This is a genomic window from Algibacter agarivorans, assembly GCF_039543245.1.
GTDB classification, from domain to species: Bacteria; Bacteroidota; Bacteroidia; order Flavobacteriales; family Flavobacteriaceae; genus Algibacter_G; species Algibacter_G agarivorans.
Genome location: NZ_BAABJJ010000010.1, coordinates 50,680 through 69,956 on the forward strand (window position 1 = coordinate 50,680; position 19,277 = coordinate 69,956).

Annotated in this window: 16 protein-coding genes; 6 read left to right on the forward strand and 10 right to left on the reverse strand. The window is 33.0% G+C overall.

Annotated elements, in window-relative coordinates:
- Positions 1-4 precede the first annotated feature (4 nt).
- Together ABD935_RS03505 and ABD935_RS03510 are read left to right on the forward strand one after the other, a co-directional pair.
- Positions 5-1,165, forward strand: a complete 1,161-nt coding sequence (locus ABD935_RS03505; RefSeq protein WP_345190201.1) for an SAVED domain-containing protein — start codon at positions 5-7, stop codon at positions 1,163-1,165.
- Between the two features lie 1,096 nt (positions 1,166-2,261).
- Entirely contained in the window at positions 2,262-4,373 is a 2,112-nt protein-coding gene (locus tag ABD935_RS03510; RefSeq protein ID WP_345190202.1) for a lipocalin family protein, read from the forward strand.
- 321 nt (positions 4,374-4,694) lie between these two features.
- Here ABD935_RS03510 and ABD935_RS03515 read toward each other — a convergent pair whose 3' ends face one another.
- The 3 genes from ABD935_RS03515 to ABD935_RS03525 form a co-directional block, all read right to left on the reverse strand.
- On the reverse strand, positions 4,695-5,255 hold the full coding sequence (locus ABD935_RS03515) for a DUF7486 family protein (protein WP_345190203.1): 561 nt from the start codon (positions 5,253-5,255) through the stop codon (positions 4,695-4,697).
- A 388-nt stretch (positions 5,256-5,643) separates the two neighbouring features.
- Positions 5,644-6,024 carry a hypothetical protein gene (locus ABD935_RS03520; RefSeq protein WP_345190204.1) on the reverse strand — a complete coding sequence of 127 codons (381 nt, stop codon included), beginning with the start codon at positions 6,022-6,024 and terminating at the stop codon, positions 5,644-5,646.
- A gap of 17 nt (positions 6,025-6,041) precedes the next feature.
- Positions 6,042-8,162, reverse strand: a complete 2,121-nt coding sequence (locus ABD935_RS03525; RefSeq protein ID WP_345190205.1) for an elongation factor G — start codon at positions 8,160-8,162, stop codon at positions 6,042-6,044.
- Positions 8,163-8,331: 169 nt separating this feature from the next.
- On the opposite strand from ABD935_RS03525, the gene ABD935_RS03530 reads away from it, so the two are divergent.
- The 3 genes from ABD935_RS03530 (at position 8,332) to ABD935_RS03540 (ending at position 10,635) form a co-directional block, all read left to right on the forward strand.
- Positions 8,332-8,949 (forward strand): YqaA family protein, encoded by a 618-nt coding sequence (locus tag ABD935_RS03530; protein ID WP_345190206.1) that lies wholly within the window; start codon positions 8,332-8,334, stop codon positions 8,947-8,949.
- A 134-nt stretch (positions 8,950-9,083) separates the two neighbouring features.
- On the forward strand, positions 9,084-9,380 hold the full coding sequence (locus tag ABD935_RS03535; protein ID WP_345190207.1) for a DUF3817 domain-containing protein: 297 nt from the start codon (positions 9,084-9,086) through the stop codon (positions 9,378-9,380).
- Positions 9,373-10,635, forward strand: a complete 1,263-nt coding sequence (locus ABD935_RS03540; RefSeq protein WP_345190209.1) for a mechanosensitive ion channel family protein — start codon at positions 9,373-9,375, stop codon at positions 10,633-10,635. The genes ABD935_RS03535 and ABD935_RS03540 overlap by 8 nt, the downstream gene beginning before the upstream one ends.
- Here the strand turns inward: ABD935_RS03540 and ABD935_RS03545 are convergent.
- The 6 genes from ABD935_RS03545 to ABD935_RS03570 all read right to left on the reverse strand — a co-directional run bounded on the left by ABD935_RS03545 (position 10,615) and on the right by ABD935_RS03570 (position 17,875).
- Positions 10,615-12,192: an alkaline phosphatase PhoX gene (locus ABD935_RS03545; RefSeq protein WP_345190210.1), complete on the reverse strand. Its 1,578-nt coding sequence runs from the start codon at positions 12,190-12,192 to the stop codon at positions 10,615-10,617. The two genes, ABD935_RS03540 and ABD935_RS03545, sit on opposite strands and share 21 nt — an antisense overlap.
- 137 nt (positions 12,193-12,329) lie before the next feature.
- Positions 12,330-13,388: a 3-isopropylmalate dehydrogenase gene (leuB, locus tag ABD935_RS03550; RefSeq protein WP_345190211.1), complete on the reverse strand. Its 1,059-nt coding sequence runs from the start codon at positions 13,386-13,388 to the stop codon at positions 12,330-12,332.
- Positions 13,389-13,676: 288 nt separating this feature from the next.
- Entirely contained in the window at positions 13,677-15,203 is a 1,527-nt protein-coding gene (locus ABD935_RS03555) for an alpha-isopropylmalate synthase regulatory domain-containing protein (protein ID WP_345190212.1), read from the reverse strand.
- 3 nt (positions 15,204-15,206) lie between these two features.
- Positions 15,207-15,803 (reverse strand): 3-isopropylmalate dehydratase small subunit, encoded by a 597-nt coding sequence (gene leuD / locus ABD935_RS03560; RefSeq protein ID WP_345190213.1) that lies wholly within the window; start codon positions 15,801-15,803, stop codon positions 15,207-15,209.
- Between the two features lie 101 nt (positions 15,804-15,904).
- Positions 15,905-17,299, reverse strand: a complete 1,395-nt coding sequence (gene leuC / locus ABD935_RS03565) for a 3-isopropylmalate dehydratase large subunit (RefSeq protein WP_345190215.1) — start codon at positions 17,297-17,299, stop codon at positions 15,905-15,907.
- A gap of 192 nt (positions 17,300-17,491) precedes the next feature.
- Positions 17,492-17,875: an acyl-CoA thioesterase gene (locus ABD935_RS03570; RefSeq protein WP_345190216.1), complete on the reverse strand. Its 384-nt coding sequence runs from the start codon at positions 17,873-17,875 to the stop codon at positions 17,492-17,494.
- Positions 17,876-18,147: 272 nt separating this feature from the next.
- Here ABD935_RS03570 and ABD935_RS03575 point away from each other — a divergent pair, with 272 nt between their 5' ends.
- Positions 18,148-18,564 (forward strand): glyoxalase, encoded by a 417-nt coding sequence (locus ABD935_RS03575; protein WP_345190301.1) that lies wholly within the window; start codon positions 18,148-18,150, stop codon positions 18,562-18,564.
- Here the strand turns inward: ABD935_RS03575 and ABD935_RS03580 are convergent, their stop codons facing one another.
- On the reverse strand, positions 18,565-19,248 hold the full coding sequence (locus ABD935_RS03580; protein WP_345190217.1) for a DUF2461 domain-containing protein: 684 nt from the start codon (positions 19,246-19,248) through the stop codon (positions 18,565-18,567).
- Positions 19,249-19,277 lie beyond the last annotated feature (29 nt).

Below are 19,277 nucleotides of genomic sequence, written 5' to 3' on the forward strand. Positions count from 1 at the left end.
AACTATGAAAGAAGTAACACGCTACATAAAAAATACAGTAGAAAGAGAACTTTGGGCTAGAGCAGGAGGTAGGTGTCAATTTAGTAGTTGTAACATTCTTCTTTATAAATCTGCTGTCACTAATGAAACCGTAAATTTAGCTCAAAAAGCACATATTTATTCATTTTCTGAGAAAGGCCCAAGAGGTTGGGGGATTTTTAAATTAAATCTTACAAGTTTAAATGACATCAGTAATCTAATGTTGATGTGCCATGGTTGTCATAAAAAAATAGACCAAGATATTGAAGGTATTAGGTATAGTGCTGATTTATTAATTCATTGGAAGAATGAACATGAACAGAGAATTGAAATTGTAACTGGAATTAAACCAGAAAAAAAATCTCATGTCCTAATGTATGGAGCGAACATAGGTTCTGAAAAATCTTTGATAAACAATTCAAGTTGTGTAGAAGCCATGTTTCCCGATTCATATCCTGCATCTGAAAGACCACAAATTCTTTCAATGACATCAAATTTAAAGGATAGTAGTAAAGAATATTGGTTAGCAGAATCTGCGAATTTGAAAAATGCCTTTACGAAAAAAATAACTCCAATAATTGAACAAGATGAATGCCAGTCATATTCATTATTCTGTCTAGCTCCACAACCATTATTAATACAATTAGGTGCGTTATTGACCGATAAAATAAGGGTTGAAACTTTTCAGTTACATAGAGAACCCGTTAATTGGAAATGGCGAGAAAGTCCCAAAAACTTTAATTACAAATTAAATCGCCCAAATGATAATCACAATAAATCTGCATTAATTATATCATTAAGCGACCACGTTTCTAGAGATAGGATATTTGAGATACTTGGAGAAGATATTAATATTTGGGAAATAACAATTGATAATCCCAATAATGACTTTATGAAATCAAAGATTCAGCTTTCAAAATTCAGAGAATTAGTTCGTAATTTGATGGTTGAGATAAAAGAAAAACAAGGGAATAAAACACCCTTACATATATTTCCAGTAATGCCAATTTCTTGTGCAATAGAATTTGGTCGAGTAAGAATGCCAAAAGCTGATATGCCGTGGTTAATTTATGACCAAAATTATAAAACCAAAAAATTCGTAAAGTCTATTGAATTAGATGGAGATATTCATGTTACTATTATGTAAAATAGAATCTCGATGTTAAACTTGGCCTCATAAAATTTTGGTTAAAACAATAGGTGAAATGAGCGTGCATATTTTAGGCTATACAAATACAAATTATCCAGTGGATGATTTGATTTGGATACAGTATTAAAGCAATTTAAAGGTTCAAATTGTATTTGGCTAATAATGTACACTGTACATTTTCTTAACGCCAAATAGTCTAAATTATAGCGAATGAGCCGTTAATTGTTTCCAAAATTACATGCAGTCATGATTTTTTTGTTTCTTTTTTTATCCAAGAAAAAAAGATAAAATCAAAACTTAAGAAGTTCAAATCTTCAAATTCTATTATACATAATAATAATAGTTACAATTAAAAAAGATTAAATAGTAACGAGAATAGAATAAGTGCTTAGAATTTTATCCTTCATAAAATTTAAGCTCTTATGGAATGCTCAATTACGAGAATTTTGATAACAATCTAAAAGCTAGCTTTTTTTGGCGCTGGCAAAGCGGTTGGATATTGTGTTAAAAAATAAATGCCATATAAGGCATTTAAATATTTAAAAAGCAATCGAGCGATATAGCTACACATCTAAATTATTCTAACGAAGCCACAATTAGCTTGACATAATTACTGTCGATATAAGTCAAAAGACATTATATCTGCAATTATGTCAAATATCGCACAAAAGCGCTATTTCGCTAATTGTTATAAAATGTACTATAATGTACTGCGTTATGTAACTTGAGCTTTGGCAAAAGCGAAGTTGAATTTCTACATTTTCTTATTTTTTTCTTTCTAAAAACTTTCTCTACAATGTTAATGGAACACTCTTTTTACGAAGCGACGATAGGAGCGTAGTGGAATGTGTGTGGAATGATTTATGATAACGTTAATTTCCAGATAATTCATTTACAAAATCATCTTGAGTTAATTTTGGATTATTTTTAATCAATTCCTAATTAAATAGGTTAGAAATATTACTTTTTTTCACTACACAAAGGCTAAGGGAATAGGTTTTGAATGCATTTTCACCAAATGTTGTGAGTATACCCAATTCTCCACAATTATTAGCAAAAAATGTTGTTCTTTTGTAGTACAAAACTCATGTCTATGCCACACATTCAACATTTCAAAATAATGAAAAACAAAACGTTATATTTCCTTTTCATTATAGTTTTTTTCCATAGTTGTTCAAAAGATGATGATAGTTCTGAAAATATTAATAATTTTTTTAATGGTGCAGATAGTTCTGCTTCAATAGAGGACCTTGTTGGGGTTTGGTCAATTTTTAGCGCAGAGTTTGAGGGAGAAAAGGCAGAAGTTCCAATAAATTATGCTGAATGTGGCAGGGACTTCTTTGTTTATTCAAGGAATGGTACTTACACCGAATATATATATCAAAGCAGTTCCTGTGACCCTCAAATTAGTAAACTTGAATGGGAATTAAACAATGGCATTCTTACATTCACTAATTCATTAGGTCAAACAGATGACTTTGTAATCACCAAATTAAATAGTGAGGAACTAGTTTTTAAAGTCAGATTTGATGTAGATGAAGATGGTGAATTAGATGTATTTATTTTGACTGCAAACAGATACATTCCAGAAGAACTAGATTTAGTTACAAATACTTTTAATCAAAATTCAGATGAGACTTTTGAAAATTTGTTGAGCTTTACGTGGGGGGCTTATGATGGATTCAATAGTTTTAACCGATACGAAATATATAGAAGTGCTGGTGAGAATTGCACTAAAGCCAATTCAGAGCTTATTGCGACTATTACCAATGTCAATACAACCGAGTATACCGATTTAACTCCACCTGCTGCTGAATCATTATGCTACTATCTAAAAGTGTATACGGATAAAGGATTGCTAGGAGAAAGTAATTATTATGGTGTCCATCCAAGTTTTTTTATACACATTGATCCAATTTCTTTAAATGAACCGGTTGTTGGCGATAATAACATATCACTTTCGTGGGAGCCATCTGAGTCCCCTTACTTTTCACATTATGAAATAACGGTTTCAAATTTTGGTGAGGGCAGTGGTAGTGGGTTCCAAGAATATCCTATAGCAGAGATTGATGATATTGATGTTAATGCCTATATTGATGACAACCCTCCTTATTTAGAGAACCCATTTTATAAGGTTTATGCTCATAATATTTTTGGGAATAAAAGCACCTTGAGGGATAGTCAAAGTATTGGTTTTTGGGAGGTACCTTTCAAAAGAAAAGAAGTTATTGATTATAAAAAAATTCTTTCTTTGGATGTGGATTCAGAAGAGCCTATTGTATACTTCTATGGGGAACTCAGCGGAAATGGTATCACAGGCGTAAATATTCGTCGTTACAATTACAATACCCAAGAGACAGAATCCATTTCAGATATCCCGCCGCAGACTCAAACTTTTTCTGGAATCAAAGTTTTCAATTCACCTGAAAATGGTAAAGAATTATTGATTCAACAAGGATTAGAACTACATTTCTACGATGCAACTACTATGGAATTCAAATATGCCATAGACCCTGAAGATGTATTTAATTTTTTAGATTTCACGTATTCTCCAGAATCAGACCTTTGGATACTTGCTAGCGGAAGTGAAATATTTACCTTGAAACGAGATAATACTAACCTATCATTAATTGATAGTGCGCCACATTTTACGAAACATCAAGGAGATATATGGCATAGACTTTTCGTGCTAAGTAATAACCGGGTATTAATTGGGCATCCAAATGAACCAAATAGTATTGTGAAAAGTTTAGATGATAATGGGTTAATCGTTAGTACAGAAACTGTAGATTTTAGTATTAGAGTTTTAAATAATGAGAAAACTTTGAACAATACCTTTGCGGAGTATATGTTAGATGCAGTTGAAAACAGGCTATATAATACTGATACATTTCAACAGATTGAATCGTTTGAATTTCCGAATTTTCCAACAGCTACTAGCACAGATGGTGTCAAGATCTTCGGTACTAACAATGACCCGGATTGGCAGGTAAACACAGATAGTCCATACAAGAGAGAGGCGATTATTTATGATAGAAATTCAAAACTGGTACAAGAGATAACAAGCATAGGTTACCCACATTTTATATTCGAAGACTATATTGGTAACATCATCAGCATTTCAACAGGGTTTAAAAAAGAGTCGTTATACGAAAACATTAACGGAAAGGCTGATATTTTTATAGAACAACTAGATTTACCATAACAGTTCAACCATAAAAGCCGTAATTTTAGTTCGTTGCAAATCTTTAACTATTATGTGAAATAGAATATCGATTTTAACTTGGCCTCATAAAATTTTGGTAAAACAATTGGTGAGTTGAACGTACATTTTTTATGCTATACGAATACAATTATTCTGAGGATGATTATATTTACATACAATATAATTCATGAATTTATCGTTACAAAGACATTTTATATAATGACTGATTATAATTTCAAAATGAATTATAATTTATATTATGTAAAATAGAATTTATAGCTCCGATGTCGGGAAATTCATTTATCATTTATTCTCTATTACCTACTTGGTATGTGTGATAGATTTTACGTGAGCATAAACTTGAACACCATTTACAGTCGTTTCAATAATATCATCACCTAGTTTAATACCTTTTACGGCATTCGTTTTACCATCAGGAGAAACAGCAATAACATTATAATAAATCATATTTTGATATATAGCTCTAATATGTATAATATTACCAGATTTACTAACACCTTTAACTGGCAGCGCTGTGCCATCTTCAGTAAATGCCTTAATATCATAAATAGTGCCATCTAGTCCTATTGCTTTCACTGGATAGTACCTGTCATCACTAACCAACATTTTTACGGGAAGTCTTTTACCTTTTATAAAGGCTTTTATATCTAAAATACTAGTTTGTTCAGAATCTTGAATGGCTTTAACATCATATTTTTTCCCTTTCTTATCAATGGCTTTTATATTTAACAATTTAACTTGAGGCTTAAAAGCTTTAATATGCCAAATAATTTCTTCGAACGCTTTTTTATCTTGTGTTTGCCCTTGATTAAATGCAAAACCAATAGCCAATATCAGTAAAAATAATCTATTGGTTTTCATTTGTTTTTGGTTTTAAATGTATTGATAATTGCGTCCTAATATCGTGATATAAGTCAGCTGTAAAATGTTATTTATAAAAAACAGGCTGTCCTAAAAGTTTTTCCATTCGTCAGTTTGAGCGCAGTCGAAAACATTATTATTTTGATTTTCAATGTATTTAGACTGCGCTACCATTGACGCGCTTTGTAACTATATGTTTATCAAGTTGTTAAAAAAAAACACCCCTAATAAGCTACGCTCGGTATCTTCAATGAAAATATATTTTCATTTCGATAATCCTCTAGGGGACAATCCAAACCAAGAAACATAACATTTCGACTGCGCTCAATGTGACAAAAAGTTAATAATACACTTTCAGAAAGCCTATTAAACTCCTATTCTTGAGGAATTAGAGCCATTCTAGAAAATATGTCATCATCTCCTCTTTTAATTCGTAATGCATTTTAATATACGTTCTCATGTCTTCTTTTAATGTATGTTGTTCATTACTTAAACGACCATCAATTTTTTCATTATAATCTGCTGTATGTATAGTATTCAATTTATTTTTACAGCGATGCATTAATTTTGATATGGCTGCTTTTTCAATCATAATTCTATTTTGGAAATTCTCTAAAGGTATGGTTGCCCGCTTTCCAAATTCTCTACCAGCTATTTCCTCTAGTTTTTCTTCAAACGTATCCATTTCGTTAAAATGAAAACGTAATTCCCTTCTCCAAGTTTCTAAATTGAACTTTAAATCGCTTAAATATGATACTTTAGTTTGCATATGGTTTGTTTTATATATTAAACTTCTACTATTTCTAATTGTTTTACCAACTCCATTTGAACATTTGTTGGCACTGGTTGATACGATGAAAATTTGGTATTAAATGTTGCTCGACCTTGTGTTAACGACCGTAAATCTGTTGAATACCCGTATAATTCTGCTGCGGGTGTTATGGTTTTTAATATTTGATAATTATTTTGGCTATCAATGCCTTGTATAATAGAGCGTCTAGATTGTAAATCTGTCATCACACTACCTATCATTTCTTCGGGTATTTTTACTACCAACTCATTTGTTGGTTCTAATAATTTAGGCTTTGCTTTTAAAAACGCTTCTTTAAATGCATGGGCTCCTGCTATTTTAAAAGAAATATCGTTAGAATCTACGGAATGCATTTTGCCATCATATACCATGACACGTATATCTCTAATAAACGACCCTGTTAAAGGCCCATCTTCCATGACTTCTAAAATGCCTTTCTTGATGGATGGTAAATAACGCTGATCGATAACGCCACCAACAATACAATTATAAAATACGAGTTTTCCACCCCATGGTAAATCAACTTCTTCTTTACCTCTTAAACTAAACCCTTCTGGTTCTGGCATGCCTTCATTCCAGGGTTCAATTTTTAGGTGTACTTCTCCAAATTGCCCAGACCCACCAGATTGTTTTTTATGCTTATAGCTGGCTGTGGATGTACGTTGTATAGTTTCTCTATACATTATTTTTGGTTTTTCAAACTTTGCCTCCATACCGTAAACATGTTTTAACGTCCAATCAATTGTCGCTAAATGTAATTCACCTTGGCACCCTAATAATTGCTGTTTTGATTCTTTTGAGTATTCTAAAAAAGCAGTTAAATCTTGACTATGGATTTTTTTAAGTGCATCAATTAATTTTTCTTCATCCTTTTTTTCGATTGCTGTTACGCTTTTTTTAATTCTTGGTTTTGGAAAATTAATAGGTTTAATAGTGGTTTTACTGTTTATATCTCTTAGTGTATCGTTAGTATCTGTAAACTTTAATTTTAGAGTGGCACCAATATCACCTACGGTTAGTTTTGTAACAAATTGCCGCTCTTTACCATCCATTATAAACAATTGGTTAATAATTTCAGTTTCATTATTTCTAGGGTTAACCAATTTATCGTTAACACTAAGCTCTCCTGATTTTACTTTAAAAAAGGTAATCTGACCCAAATTAGGCTGATAAATGGTTTTAAAAACAAATAATGCTGTTGGCGCACTAACCGCTCTATTTAAGGTCTTGCCTTCTACACTTTGTTCTTCATTTAATTCGGAAGCTGCTGGTGCTACATTATCAATAAATCCCATTAATCTGCCTGTTCCCATATCATTTAAAGCAGATACACAGAATACAGGAAATAATTCATGATTTAACATGCCTGCTTTAATACCTTGGCGCATTTCATCTTCATTTAGCGTTCCTTTTTCAAAAAAGAGTTCTAATAATGCATCATCATTTTCGGCTGCTTTTTCTACCAACTCATTATGAAGCGTATTAGCAAGCTCTAGATAGTCTTTTGGGATATTTAATTTTTCCGGCTTACCGCCTTCAGGTTTGAATTTGTAGAGTTTCATTTTCAAAACATCAATAATACCTTGTGAACCATCAATTTTTATGGGGAATTGAATTTTTACAGCATGATTACCGACTAATTCATTTATACTTTTAAAACTTTCTTCAAATTTTAAATTAGGATGGTCAATTTGATTAATCACAAATAAAGAGGCCTTTCTATAGGTGTCAATATAATTCCAAATAATTTCAGTCCCTACCTCTACGCCTTGCCTACCGTTAACCACTGTAACAATAGTGTCTGCGACATTTATGGACGAAATAATTTCACCAATAAAATCATCTAAACCAGGGGTATCTATGATATTTATTTTATAATTACGCCACTCGGTGTGTAAGGGAGTGGCGAATATAGATGCGTTTCGTTCATGCTCAATCTCATGGTAGTCTGAAACCGTATTATGATTTTCAACAGTTCCTCTTCTATTTATTAAGCCAGCTTCAAACAACATGGTTTCAGATAATGTTGTTTTTCCACTATGGTGAGCGCCAACTAGCACAATATTTTTAATATGCTTTTCATCAAATACTTTCATGTTTCATGGATTAAAATGTTGATCTCATAAAACTAGTTCATTTCAGTTTTGAAAAAAATGACTTTTGTCATCAAATAATCATGTGCCAAGGTGAGTTGTTAAATATGTTAATTACTTTTTTCATTGGAATTCTAAGCTTATATTTGCATCCCTTTATCTGTCAAAGAAAATGAAACAAAAGTCTAAAGATAAAACTGCAAAGTCTCGATTGCGGCTTTTACATCAATACTATAATTACACAGGATTCTATACGTTTGTATGGGAAGCTGTAAAAAAAGCATTGCCCTATATTGTAGCCATTGTTATTGCTATTTTTACCGTTAATCATTTCTTTAACATTAATGCTGCATTAGTTAGATTAACAGAAATACTGCCATCTTACGGTGTATTAAGCTTCTTTTTTGTATCAGAAACGCTTTTAGGGCTTGTTCCTCCAGAAATTTTTATTGCTTGGGCTGGTAAAATGTATAGCCCTTGGTTTTATTTAAGTGTTTTAGCTATTTTATCTTATGGTGGCGGACTTTTATCGTATTGGATGGGGCGCTCAATAACAAAAATGCCTTCGGTACATAACTATTTAGAGGTTAAAATGGAAAAGCAACTCAAGAATTCTAAAAAATGGGGCGGATTTTTAATCATGGTCGGTGCCGTATTACCACTACCCTTTTCTATAGCGTGTATAGCTGCTGGTATTATTGAATTTCCATTTAAAAATGTAATTCTTTATGGTTCGTTACGATTTATTCGCTTTGCTATTTACGGGCTTATCATTTTTAATGTGTTATAGGCATTTGCTTTTTTCATTTGAAATTGGGGCGCTTTATTACATCATTCTTTATCTTATAAGTTTAGTTTCGTATTAAATTCTATAAATCAAGGATATATTCTTTTTCTAGCTTATTTTTGCATGAAAATTTAACTATGTTTTCATTTCTTAATATTTTCAGAATTGTTGCTTTTCTTGAAGGTCTATCTTATATTTTATTACTATTTATCGCTACACCTATTAAATATATGACTGGGAATCCAGAATACGTAAAGTTGTTAGGGATGCCGCATGGAATGCTTTTTATCTTATATATTGTTTTAGCATTTTTAATTAAAAGAGACATGAAATGGACCAATAACACATTTTTATTTGTGCTTTTAGCCTCCATAATTCCTTTCGGAACTTTTTATGTGGAACGGAAACTTTTAAAACCAGCTACAAATGGATAGTATAAAACATTGGCTTTATGATTATTTGGTTTCATCTGGATTATCTGAAAATTCTGCAAAATACTTAAATATGCTTGCTTTATTGCTGGCCTTGATAATTATAGTATTTGTCATTGATTTCATTACAAGAAAATTATTAGTTAAAGCCTTTGCGCAATTTGCATCCGTTTCAAAAACCAATTTTGACGATTTATTGGTAAATAATAAAGTCCCGCGAAATATTGCTCACATCATTCCTTTACTTATTGCTTTAGTATTTATTCGTGAGGTGTTTATTGATTTCCCTGCATTTGAAAATATCGTTGAAAGAGGACTTCAAGTATTTGCTATTGTTCTAACTCTTTGGATTGTTAGGAGCTTACTGAATACCCTCAAGGATTATTTAAAAACCTTACCTCGATTAAAAGATAAACCTATTGATAGTTACATTCAAGTATTTATGATTTTTGCTTGGTTAGGTGGTTTTATGTCTGCCATAGCTATTGTAACCGGTATTCCATTCTTGACATTTGCTACAGGCTTAGGTGCTATTTCTGCAGTTATTATTTTAGTTTTTAAAGACACTATTATGGGTTTTGTAGCCAGTATTCAAGTGTCTATAAATGATATGGTACGCATTGGCGATTGGATTACGTTTGAAAAATACGGTGCCGATGGCGATGTTATTGAAATAACTTTAGCGACCGTAAAAGTTCAGAATTTCGATAAAACCATAACCACAATTCCGACTTATGCCTTGATTTCCGATTCGTTTAAAAATTGGCGAGGTATGACAAGTTCTGAAGGCAGACGTATTAAAAGAGCATTATACATCAAACAAGAGGGCGTTAAGTATTTAACAGAACCTGAAGTAGATAAACTCAAAGAGATTCAATTAATTACATCCTATTTAGAAACCAGACAAAAGGATATTAAATTATATAACAGGTCTAACAGCATTGATAAAATATTGCTTTTAAATGGAAGAAACCTGACCAATATTGGAGTTTTTAGAAAGTATATCGATTCTTATTTAAAACATCATTCAGCCATCAATAAAGATATGATGATTATGGCACGTCAATTAGCGCCAACCACACAAGGTATTCCTTTAGAAATTTATGCCTTTAGTAGTGATAAACGTTGGGAGAATTATGAATATATTATGTCCGATATATTTGATCATCTTATGGCAGCCCTGCCCTATTTCGATTTAGAAATTTTTGAATTGCCTAGTAGTTCAAGCTTCAAAGCATCATTGAATGACAAGTTTTGATGTCGTTTTTTCGTTAATTTTCAAAAAATAAATCCCAGAATTAAACTGCTTAAGATTTAATTCTACGGTATGTGTCTTATTATAATCATAGTCTAATACCATTTTTCCAAGTACAGAGTATAGCTTAATATTATTAATTGGTTTTCCTTTAATGATTAAGTTCCTAGATGCCCCTAATGGATTAGGGAAAACCATAAAATCACCATCAAAATTTTTATTTTCAACAGACAAAGAGTTTCCTAAATTTTCTGAAAGGGCAATCACTAAAGTTGTGCCTTTATCAAAATTCACAGTTTGTCCACCTGCATCAGTTTGGTTGGCAATATTTGTATCAGCTGGATGCTGAATCGACATAAATAAATACTTATAATCTGGTGTAAATGTAATACCCGTTGGTTCAGAACCAATTGGTGCTATCCCAAATATTTCAACATCAGGAATAGCTTGGGAATGCCCATTTTTAACCACCCAAATATAATTATTCCCACTGTCTTGTAACACCCATAAATTACCATCACCATCAAAAGCCAAATTGTCATTCCCATTTCCCCAAGCAACAGAAGTGATAGTGCTACCATCATTAATATTATAGCTAGCACCTCCACCAACATAAGTTTCCATAGTTACGGTAGATGCCGATGTTTCTAACACATCAGAATCAGAAAAACGATATACTGTTCCTTCGCCTTTAACAGCAAAATAAACCATGCCATCTGGACCTATTTCTACATCTTCAATACCATTAAAAATAGTAGCGTCATGATCGGAAGGGCCACTTTGAGTTAATGTCGAGTTTTGTTCAGTTTGATTAGAATTATCTAGAAGAATCCAACTTCCTATACCATTTTTAAGCCCTTTAAAAACATAAAGTTTCCCGCTACTTAAATCTTGGGCAGCATCGGCTACAAACTTATATAGGTACCCAGGGTTTGAATCTGCACCCTGATACACCGTCCTCGCATTAGTATGGATCGTTACATTTTCATGGGCAAAGTTACCCATAGCATAGTGCTTACCTACTACAGTTTTAGTAGCAGGGTTAATTTCAATATTCCAACCAAGGTCGTTATAGCCATCAATGGGAGGAAATGTATCGGGAACACTTGCTTCTTCACAGGTAATAACTGTTCCCCAAGAAGTTACAGTGCCTGAGCAATTGGCAGCCGTATTACCAACAGCTGTAAAATCAAGGTCTTGTGATTTTGTAGTTTGCCATAATTTTGTTGTGCTATTATAATTAATATCAAAAACCATAACACCGCCACCAATTCCAAACGGCGGTGGAACATCCTCAGAATTAATACTTAAATATCCATTAGCGCTACTACTAGCAATTGGCACATAACCGGTAAAATCTGGTTTAGGTTTAAATAAACCGCCTTCTGTTAAAACATCACCTACTTCAGCAAGTTTTTGAAAAGCATGACTCAATGGAATCACAAATTGCGCTGATGGTGCAACTGGAGTTACCGAAGTAAAATCGTCAATACTTTGTGCGTATAAGCCATTTACTCCAAGGAAAAAGATTAGGGTTTTTAAGGGTAATTTTGTTTTCATATTTGGTAAGTTAAAGGTTGTTAGAAAGTTACGAAATGTTTTTAAATTCACCAATCTTAATACAAAGCCTTTAAACAAAAAAAAGACCTGCCAAGTTGTAAACTTTGACAGGTCTCTGATAAAATATTTTATACTTATTAGATATTAGCAGCTAACCAATCCCCTACTTCTTTGGTTCCGTAAGCTTTTCCGCCATCGGCTAAATCTTCAGTAACAATACCTTCAGCTAATGCTTTATTTACTGCATTTCTAATAGCCTTACCTTCTTCTGGTAAATTAAAGGCAGTTTCAAACATCATAGCAGCCGATAAAACCGTTGCCATTGGATTAGCAATGTTTAGTCCAGTTGCTTGTGGATAAGACCCGTGGATAGGCTCAAATAAAGCTGCATCAGTTCCCATAGATGCCGATGGCATTAATCCCATAGATCCTGAAATTACAGAGGCCTCATCAGTTAAAATATCACCGAATAAGTTTTCAGTAATTAACACATCATAGCTATTTGGCCATTGTACCAAACGCATTGCCACAGCATCAACAAACTCGTAACTTACTTCTACTTCTGGATAGTCTTTTTCCATAGCTTGCACGGTTTCTCTCCATAAACGAGACGTTTCTAATACATTGGCTTTATCAACACAACACAGTTTTTTAGAACGTGTCATAGCTAATTCAAAACCTTTTTTTGCTAAACGCTGTACTTCTGCTCTCGTGTAAACACAATTGTCAAAAGCCGTTTCTCCATTGTCTCTTCTACCTTTTTCACCAAAGTAAATACCACCAGTTAATTCTCTTAAGAATACTAAATCGGTACCTTCAATACGCTCCTGTTTTAAAGGCGATTTGTCTAATAACGAAGGAAACGTAAACGTTGGACGCACATTAGCGAACAGACCTAATTTTTTACGCATTTTTAATAAACCTTGCTCAGGGCGTACCTTTGCAGAAGGATCATTGTCATATCTTGGGTGCCCAATAGCGCCAAATAATACGGCATCAGCAGCCACACAAACATCGTGAGTACTGTCTGGGTATGGTTCTCCAACTGCATCAATAGCTGCAGCTCCTGTTAAAGCTGGTTTCCAAGTAATGTCATGTCCAAATTTCTTTGCTACAGCATCACTTACTTTTACAGCTTGATCTATAACTTCTGGTCCTATACCGTCTCCGGCTAAAAGCGCAATGTTAAATTTCATTGTTTTATAATTTAATTTTCAAATATTTTTTAATTCTCTTTGGCGCCGGCAGGCAGCCCTAACGCACGTTCGTCCTCAATTGTCAATCTTAGTCCCACTGTAAAGCCTTATCTGCAAACCAAAAAACTTCAAGCTCTTAATTTACAACCCACCCCTAACCCCCTCCAAGGAGGGGAAAGCTTACTCTTGTGTATTTATTTTCGTTAACATTATAACCTAATCCTTAATCTATAAGTCAAATATTATCCAGGAATAAGCTAACTTCATTACTGAAACTTCCAACTTCTCCTAACTCACAATAATATTCAACATTTTCTCGGTAGCTTTTATGGCCGAAACTGTTTGATCACAATCCAAACCACGCGTTTTAAATTCTCGCTCAGGATTTTTCCAAGTAATAATCGTTTCACATAAAGCATCCGATCGACTTCCTGGAGGAATCCTAACAGCATAATCTACCAAATCTGGTAAAATAATAGCCGCTTTTTTCTTTTTGAATACACTTCTAATAGCATTTATAAAAGCATCAAATTGACCATCACCTTGTGCGTGCTCTTCAAAAGTTTCATCTTCAATGCTTATAGAAACCGTTGTTGAAGGTTTTAGACCTTTAGAATGTGTCAATACATAAGAATTGACCTTTACCTTTTCTTCGTATGTTCTATCTAAAACATCTGAAATTATATAAGGTAAGTCTTCTTTAGAAACCACTTGTTTTTTATCACCCAACTCAATAATACGCTGGGTTACTTTTTTTAAGTCTTCATCATTCAATTGAAGCCCTAATTCCTGTAAGTTCTTTTGGATATTTGCTTTTCCTGAAGCTTTACCTAACGCATATTTTCGTTTTCTTCCAAAGCGTTCAGGTAATAAATCACTGAAATACAAATTCTTCTTATTATCACCATCAGCATGAATTCCAGCTGTTTGTGTAAATACATTAGCGCCAACAACAGGTTTGTTTGAAGGAATCATAACACCCGAAAAAGTTTCAACCAATTTACTTATGGTATATAAAAAGGTTTCGTTTACACCAATCTTAATATCCGGCATAAAATCATTTATAACAGCAATAGTACTCGCCATAGGTGCATTTCCTGCACGTTCACCCATGCCATTAATTGTTAAATGCAAACCGTCAGCTCCTGCTTTTATTGCTTCCATAACATTAGAAACGCCTAAATCATAATCATTATGTGCATGAAAATCGAAATGCAAGCTTGGATATTTATCTTTAATTTCTTTTACAAAATCGAAAGATTCTTGAGGTGTTAATACTCCCAAAGTATCTGGAAGCATAATGCGTTTTACTGGCTGAGTGGACAAAAATTCTAAAAATTCAAAAACATAAGCTTTAGAATTTCGCATGCCATTACTCCAATCTTCTAGATAGATATTGGTTACAATATCATTTACATTCGCAAAATCTATATTTTCTTTTATTTCTTTAAAATGCTGATTTGGAGTCTTTTTAAGCTGGTGAGTTAAATGGTTTAACGAACCTTTAGTTAGTAAATTCTGAACTTTTGCTCCCGCTTCCAACATCCATTTTATGGATACACCCTTATCAACAAAAGTTAAAACTTCAACTGCATTTAAATAATTGTTTTCGGAAGCCCATTCAGTAACATCTTTAACCGCTTGAAGTTCACCTTCAGATACACGGGCCGATGCAATTTCAATACGATCAACTTTTAATTCTTCTAATAAAAGCTTTGCAATAGTAAGTTTCTCAGATGCAGAAAACGACACACTCGAGGTTTGTTCACCATCGCGTAATGTCGTATCCATTATTTCTATGCGTTTCACTGCCATTTTTTAGAAAGGACGAGATTCTGTAAACGTTTCTATCTCACTTTTCATGCTTTGTAAATAGTCGATATCATCAAAACCATTTAACATATTTCCTTTTTTGTAACCATTAATATCAAAAGATTCTTGAGTTCCTGATGACAACAAGGTAATGGTTTGCGCCTCTAAATTAATTTCCAATTCAGTTTTTGGATCAGCATAAATAGCTTCAAAAATTTCATCAGCAAATTCTGGACTGATCTGTACTGGTAAAACACCAATATTCAAACAGTTATTTTTAAAAATATCAGCAAAGAAACTTGACACCACACAACGGAAACCATAATCGTAAACCGCCCAAGCAGCATGCTCTCTAGAAGATCCAGAACCAAAGTTCTTTCCTCCTACTAGTATTTTCCCTGTGTAGATTGGATTGTTTAAAATAAAATCTTCTTTAGGTGTATTGTCGCCGTTATATCTCCAATCACGGAATAAATTATCGCCAAAACCATCACGTGTTGTAGCTTTTAAGAAACGTGCTGGTATAATTTGATCTGTATCTACATTCTCAATTGGTAATGGAACTGCAGTACTCGTTAATGTTGTAAATTTATCGTAAGCCATTTTTTTTAGTTTTCAGTCGCGGTTTTCAGTCGCAGTTTGTTTATAGTTATTCATTATCAATTATAACTCCAATCAAGCTTCCCCTTTGGGGACTGAGGGGATTATAGTAATTCTCTTGGATCTGTAACGACTCCTGTTACCGCTGCTGCTGCTGCAACTAACGGACTAGCCAATAACGTTCTTGATCCAGGTCCTTGACGTCCTTCAAAGTTTCTATTTGATGTACTTACAGCATATTTACCTGCAGGTACTTTATCATCATTCATTGCTAAACAAGCTGAACAACCCGGTTCTCTTAAAACAAAACCAGCAGTTTCAAAAATATCTAACAACCCTTCTTCTTTAATCTTAGCTTCAACAATATGTGATCCTGGAACTAGCCAAGCGGTTACGTTATCTGCTTTTTGTCGTCCTTTTACAATAGATGCAAAGGCTCTAAAATCTTCAATACGTCCATTAGTACAACTACCAATAAACACATAATCGATTTTTTTACCAATCATTTGCTCATCTTCTGCATACCCCATATAAGCTAAAGACTTATCGTAAGTGGCTTTACCACCTTCAACAGATTCAGCTGATGGAATATTTTTTGAAATCCCCATCCCCATACCTGGATTTGTACCATAGGTAATCATAGGCTCAATATCTGCGGCATTGAATACTAATTCTTTATCAAAAGACGCACCTTCATCCGTTTTCAAGGTTTTCCAGTAAGTCATGGCTGTGTCCCAATCTGCTCCTTTAGGTGTCATGGCACGACCTTTAATGTACTCGAATGTTTTTTCATCTGGAGCAATCATTCCACCACGAGCACCCATCTCTATAGATAAGTTACAAACGGTCATACGGCCTTCCATAGTCATGTTTTCAAAAACATCACCTGCATATTCAACAAAATATCCTGTTGCACCAGAAGTTGTTAATTGTGAAATAATATATAAACCAACATCTTTTGGAGTAACGCCTTTACTTAATGGCCCATTAATGCTAATGCGCATTTTTTTAGGCTTAGGTTGCATGATACACTGCGTTGTTAATACCATTTCTACTTCCGAAGTACCAATACCAAAAGCAATAGCACCAAAAGCACCATGTGTAGATGTATGTGAATCTCCACAAACAATAGTTGCTCCGGGAAGTGTAATACCATTTTCTGGGCCTACAACGTGAACAATTCCATTATTTTGGTGTCCTAATCCCCAGTGGCTAATACCATATTCATTTGCATTATCTTCTAATGTTTTTAATTGATTAGCAGATAGTGGATCTTGAACTGGTAAATGTTGATTGATTGTTGGCGTGTTATGATCGGCAACAGCAAACGTCTTTTTTGGATACAAAACACTTAAACCTCTACTCTTTAAACCTACAAAAGCCACAGGGCTTGTAACTTCGTGAATTAGGTGACGGTCTATATAAAACACATCTGGTCCATCTGCAATGTTTCTCACAACATGCGAATCCCACACTTTGTCAAATAATGTACTACTCATAAAAATTTTAAATTTTGTATTAAAATAGCTTTTAGAAGCTATAAAGCTTAACAAATTTAGATTTTATTACAGTATTTCAAAACTTTAAGACGCCTTGTTATTGAATTTTTATAAAATTGCCAATGGAAACTTTATAAATTGAATTATCTTCAACAGATTAACAAAAATGGTTACAATATTTAATCAATAATATCACAGCCTGTCTTTTACATATTCCACCTGTATTTTACCATGTGGCAAGGGTTTTCCGTTTGGTCCAATATTCACCATAACAATATTTGAAATAGTAATAATGGTTTCTCTGGTCATCATATTTCTTACCTCTGCACTTAATGTAAGAGAGGCTTTACCAAAAGCTACAACTTCAACACCAATTTCTATGATATCGCCTTGTTTGGCAGAAGCTTGAAAATCAATCTCACTCATATATTTAGTAACCACTTTGCTATTTTCCAATTGTACGATAGAATATAGTGCAGCTTCCTCATCAATCCATTCTAACAACCTGCCTCCAAAAAGCGTTTCATTCGCATTTAAATCTTCGGGTTTAATCCATTTTCTTGTATGAAATCTCATAATATTATTAATGTTTTTTATTTATGATGCACTAAAATAGCTTCTTTATGTTTCCAATACATTGAACTTTTGACGAAATACACCGAAAAATTAGAGTGATTATTTTCATGAAAAAATTCATTTTATAAGAAGCGTCAACAGCTATAAATCTGAATTTAAATTAAAAATTAAAGATAGAAAAAACTTTAATGTTAATAACCTCGTTAATAATTATGAAGTTAATCAGCAAAATCTAGTATTAATAATCGATATTTTTAATGAAAATCTACAAAATGGACTCTAGACAATTTAATCTTAAAAGTATTCGACCAGATATTTTAAGTACTACTATTAATGACAACATGAGTGCTGATGAGCGTTTTCAGAATTTAGTATTACGCCCCATTATCAAATTTCAGAATGATTTACTTATTGAAGTATTTAGAAATTACATTGAAAAGCATAAATCTGTTTTTTATGATTTGTCTTTGGAAAAACGTCTGGATTATATAGAAAATGCCATTCAAAAAGACATGAAACTTCGCAACTCTATGAAAGGCATGATTATAGGTCATTTTACAGTTGCAGAATATGGTATTTATATTGAAAATTCATCAGCATTAAATAAGCGTATGATGAATCTTGTTAAAGACCGTTTACTAAGTCATATTCAATTGTTTGAAAAGCCTGAATTATTGGCTGCGGTTTAGTTATTCAATCAAAGAAACCCCATTCAAATCAGTAGTTAACACATCACTCATATAATCAAAAAATGGGCGGATGACTTTAAAAGCGTTATCAATTTCGCTTAAAAAGTTGGCATCTAAAACTTCTTTATCTGTATATTTCTTGGTAAAAATGTATTGTTTCTTTTTTATTAAATCAATCGCTTTATGGTCTTTATCAAAGCCTCTAGGAGCCGTTTTAACTTCGTCTCCCACAAAAGCATCTCCCCAAATGCTACTAAATTTTTCATTAGATAAGATGTCTCTTATCTCAGAATCATCCATTTCAAATTCTTTACGAATTCTCAATAAATCAGCTGGTGCAGGTTCCCAAAAACCAGTTGCTATAAAGCTTTCATTATCGGGCTGAATATGTAGATAATACCCACCTCTTAGTCGTGGTTTTGTTCTATGAAACGAACCTCCAAAATGGGTTTTATAAGGTAATTTGTTCTTTGAAAAACGTACATCTCTATAAATCCTAAAAATCTTGAGTTTATCAATCTCATCATGAGCATTCAGGTTTTCTAAAATCCTATTATAAACTTCTTTTACTTCTTTTTCAATCGCCTTGAATTCTGGTTTGTTTTCATTAAACCAATCCCGGTTATTATTCTTTTCTAATTTTTTAAAAAATGTGAAGACTGATTTTGGTATTGATTTACTCATATTGATTTTGTTTATGAAAAATGAAATTA